Origin of the sequence: Rubrivivax gelatinosus, from assembly GCF_016583785.1 — a bacterium.
Classification (GTDB): Bacteria; Pseudomonadota; Gammaproteobacteria; order Burkholderiales; family Burkholderiaceae_C; genus Rubrivivax; species Rubrivivax gelatinosus_B.
Genome location: NZ_NRRU01000183.1, coordinates 1 through 4,487 on the forward strand (window position 1 = coordinate 1; position 4,487 = coordinate 4,487).

The following is a 4,487-nucleotide window of genomic DNA, read 5'->3' on the forward strand; positions in this document are numbered from 1 at the left end:
CCCTGCTGCTGCCGCTGCTGGCGCCGCCGGTCGTGCGGCCGGCAGAGGGCCGCTTCGAACTCGTCGCCGCCGACGTCGGCCAGGGCAGCGCGCTGCTGGTGCGCACCGCACGCCACCTGCTGGTCTTCGACGCCGGCCCGCGCTGGTCGCCCGAAGCCGATGCCGGCGAGCGTGTGCTCGTGCCGCTGCTGCGCGCCCGCGGCGAGCGCCGCATCGACGTGCTGATGCTGAGCCATCGCGACGGCGACCACGTCGGCGGCGCTTCGGCGCTGCTGGCCGCGCTGCCGGTCGGTGAACTGATCGGCTCGCTGCCCGACGCACACCCGCTGCTGGGCCGCGTGCCGCACCGGCGCTGCGCCGCCGGCCAGCGCTGGCGCTGGGACGGTGTCGACTTCGAGGTCCTGCATCCGCCGCCGGGCCTGGCGATCGCCGACGCCGCGGCGAACGCCACCAGCTGCGTGCTGCGGGTGCAGGGCGCCGGCGCCAGCGTGCTGCTGCCCGGCGACCTGCCGGCGGCGCAGGAAGCGGCGCTGGTCGCGGCCGGCGCGCCGCTGGCGGCCGAGGTGCTGGTCGTGCCGCACCACGGCAGCCGCAGTTCGTCCAGCGAGGCTTTCATCGCCTCGGTCGCGCCGCGCTGGGCCGTCGTCCAGGCCGGCTACCTGAACCGCTTCGGCCACCCGGCGCCCGAGGTCGCGGCGCGCTACGCCGCGCGCGGCATCACGCTGCTGCGCAGCGACCGCTGCGGCGCCTGGACGCTGCCCGCCGAGGGCGAGCCCTTCTGCCAGCGCGACGTGGCGCGGCGCTACTGGCATCATCTTCTGCCCGCCCGCTGAAACCCGCCTTGTCCGCCACCTCCGAATCGCTGTTCACCGACGGCACGCGCCTGCTCGAGGCCGGTGATGCCGCCGGCGCCGAGCCGCTGCTGCGCGCCGCGATCACGGCGGCGCCGGCGCTGGCCGAGGCCCACGCCAACCTGGCGCTGGCGCTCGAACGCCAGGGCCGTGTCGACGAGGCCATCGCCGCCTACCGCGAGGCGCTGGCGCTGGCGCCCGAGGACGGCGCTGTCTGGGGCCTGTACGGCACGCTGCTGCTGGCCAGCCGGCGCCGGCTCGAAGCCGAGGCGGCGCTGGCGCGTGCGGTCGAACTCGACCCGCAGTCGCCCGCCGCCTGGACCCACTTCGGCCTGCTGTACGCGCTCACCGGCCACGAAATCGTCGCCGAACGCTGCCACCGCCACGCGCTGCTGCTCGCACCCGGGCACGACGGCGCCGCCTTCAACCTGGCGACGCTGCTGCTGCGCCAGGGGCGCTGGGACGAAGCCTGGCCGCTGTTCGAGCGCCGCGACTGGTACGCCGCGCTCGAGGATCTGCTGCCGGCACCCCGCTGGCGCGGCGAGCCGCTGGCCGGGCGTTCGCTGCTGATCGGTGTCGAAGCCGGCCTCGGCGACATGATCCAGTTCGCCCGCTACGCCGCGCTGCTGAAGGCGCAGGGTGCGGCGCGGGTCGGCGTGCTCGCCTATCCGGCGCTGGAGCGGCTGTTCGCCGGGCTGGACGGGCTCGACGTCGTCGTGCCGCTGACGGCCGATGTCGCGCCCGGCGACTGGGACTTCTGGGTACCGCCGCTCAGCCTGCCCGGCCTGCTGGGCACACGTGTCGACACGGTGCCGGCGGCGCTGCCCTATCTGCAGGCCGACCCGGAACGCATCGCGCACTGGGCCGCGGTGCTGGGCGCGGCCGGCGGCCGCTACCGCATCGGCCTGGCCTGGAGGGGCAACCCGAGGTTCGAGAACGACGCCGAACGTTCGCTGGCATCGCTGGCCGAACTCGCGCCGCTGGCGACGCTGCCCGGCGTCACCTTGGTCAGCCTGCAGAAGGGCGCCGGCGAAGACGAGGCGGCAGCGCCGCCGTTCGCGCTCGTGAACCCGATGGCCGGCGTCGCCGATCTGGCCGACACCGCGGCCATCGTCAGCCAGCTCGACCTGGTGGTCAGCGTCGACACCGCGGTCGTGCACCTGGCCGGCGCGCTCGGGCGGCCGTGTGCGCTGCTGCTGCCCGACTTCGGCTGCGACTGGCGCTGGCTCGCCGGGCGCGACGACACGCCCTGGTATCCGCAGACGATGCGCCTGTTCCGGCAGCCGCCCGGCGGGCGCTGGGCCGACGCCGTCGGCGCGCTGCACGCGAGCCTGGCCGCGGCGCTGGGCTAGGAGTCCGCGCGGCAGAAGCCGCGCCGCCTCCTAGCCTGCGGCTTTACGCACGGCTCCCCCGAGCCCCCTCCGCGAGGGTGCTCCAGCTCGTTCGACGGCTCCCTCCAGCCTCCCTCCGCGAGGGAGGCTCCAGCCAGTCTGGGCTGTACCGCGCTTGCAGCCTGCGCTCGTCTGCTCGCGGCTGGACGCCCGGAGCCCGGCACGTTCTTGATCTCGCGGCATCGGCCACGGCCGGGCCTCTGCCGCGCAGACTCCGAGCCCGGCTGCGGCCGGCGGTCCACGCCGCGCTGGCATCATCGGCGCGCCGCCGAGGGGCCGGCGCCCCTCGTGGCCCGGCACTTGCAACAGCGCGGCGACCTCCCGAGGAGTCCCGACCCGTGTCCATCCACGTCGCGCTGAACCACGTCACGCACTACCGTTACGACCGCCGTGTCGGGCTCTCGCCGCAGGTCGTGCGCCTGCGCCCGGCGCCGCACTGCCGCACGCCCATCGTTTCGTACTCGCTGCGCATCGAACCGGGCGAGCACTTCATCAACTGGCAGCAGGACCCGTTCGCCAACCACCTGGCGCGGCTGGTGTTCCCGGAGAAGACGACCGAGTTCAAGGTGACGGTGGACCTGGTCGCCGAGATGTCGGTCTACAACCCCTTCGACTTCTTCCTCGAACCCGAGGCCGAGACCTTCCCCTTCGCCTACGCGAGCGAACTCGCGCACGACCTCGCGCCCTACCTGGCCAAGGACGCGCCGACACCGAAGTTCGCCGAGTTCGTCGCCAGCATCCCGCGCGAGCCGCAGCGCACGATCGACTTCCTGGTCGAGATCAACCGCCGGCTGCAGCAGGACATCCGCTACCTGATCCGCCTGGAGCCCGGCGTGCAGACGCCCGAGGAGACGCTGGTGAGCGGCGCGGGCTCCTGCCGCGACACCGGCTGGCTGCTGGTGCAGGCGCTGCGCCACTGCGGTCTCGCGGCGCGGTTCGTCTCCGGCTACCTGGTGCAGCTCAAACCCGACCTGAAGTCGCTGGACGGCCCCAGCGGTGCCGAGAGCGACTTCACCGACCTGCACGCGTGGTGCGAGGTCTATCTGCCGGGCGCCGGCTGGATCGGGCTGGACCCGACCTCGGGGCTGCTCGCCGGCGAAGGCCACATCCCGGTGGCCTGCACGCCCGAACCCTCGACCGCGGCACCGGTGTCGGGCGCCATCGACCCCTGCGAGGTCGAGTTCGGCCACACGATGCAGGTCACGCGCATCCACGAGTCGCCGCGTGTCACCAAGCCCTATACCGACGAGCAGTGGCAGGGTGTGCTCACGCTGGGTGAGCAGGTCGACCGCGAACTCCAGGCCGGCGACGTGCGCCTGACGATGGGCGGCGAGCCGACCTTCGTCTCGGTCGACGACCGCGACGGCGCCGAATGGAACACCGACGCGCTCGGCCCCACCAAACGCGGCCTGGCGACTGAACTCGTGCACCGGCTGCGCCAGCGGTACGGGCAGGGCGGTTTCCTGCACTTCGGCCAGGGCAAGTGGTATCCGGGCGAACAGCTGCCGCGCTGGGCGCTGACCATCGCCTGGCGCGCCGACGGCCAGCCCTGCTGGAACGACCCCTCGCTCTTCGCCGACGAACGCGAGCCGCAGGCCTGCACCGCAGCCGACGCCGAACGTTTCGGCGCGGCGCTGGCGCGCCGGCTCGCGGTCGACCCGAAGTGGCTGATCCCCGGCCACGAAGACGCCTGGTACTACCTCTGGCGCGAACGCCGGCTGCCGGCCAACGTCGACCCCTTCGAGTCGCGCCTGGACGACGAGCTGGAACGTGCGCGCCTGCGCCGCGTCTTCGGCGCCGGTCTGGACGCCGTCACCGGCTACGTGCTGCCGCTGCGGCGCGAGTGGTTCGCCGGCGAAGCCGGCCCGGAGTGGATCAGCGGCCCCTGGTTCCTGCGCGACGACCGGCTCTACCTGATCCCGGGCGACTCGGCGATGGGCTGGCGGCTGCCGCTGGACTCGCTGCCCTGGGCCGAGCCGGGCGAGCGCCAGGCGCTGATCACCACCGACCCGTTCGCGCCGCAGGCACCGCTGCCGCTGCCGGCCAGCGTGCGCTCGCAGCCGCGTGGCTGGGACCCGCATCGCGCAGGCGGCGGTTTCGCCGAAGGCGGCACGGTCGCCTGGCCCGGAAGCGCCGGCGGCACGGACCTGCCCCCTCTCCCGCCTGCGGGAGAGGGCTGGGGTGAGGGTGCCGGCACACCCCCAGCCCTCACCCCGCCCCTCTCCCGCGCCGCGGGAGAGGGAGA

At 74.3% G+C, this 4,487-nt stretch carries 3 protein-coding genes; all 3 read left to right on the forward strand.

Annotated elements, in window-relative coordinates; all coding sequences use genetic code 11:
- Window positions 1-833: ComEC/Rec2 family competence protein (locus tag CKO43_RS24990; RefSeq protein ID WP_200380359.1), on the forward strand; the 833-nt coding region annotated here is incomplete at its 5' end.
- An 8-nt stretch (window positions 834-841) separates the two neighbouring features.
- Window positions 842-2,203, forward strand: a complete 1,362-nt coding sequence (locus CKO43_RS26250) for a tetratricopeptide repeat protein (RefSeq protein WP_200380360.1) — start codon at window positions 842-844, stop codon at window positions 2,201-2,203.
- 377 nt (window positions 2,204-2,580) lie between these two features.
- Window positions 2,581-4,487, forward strand: a 1,907-nt coding sequence (locus tag CKO43_RS25000) for a transglutaminase family protein (RefSeq protein WP_200380361.1), incomplete at its 3' end; no start/stop codon positions are given.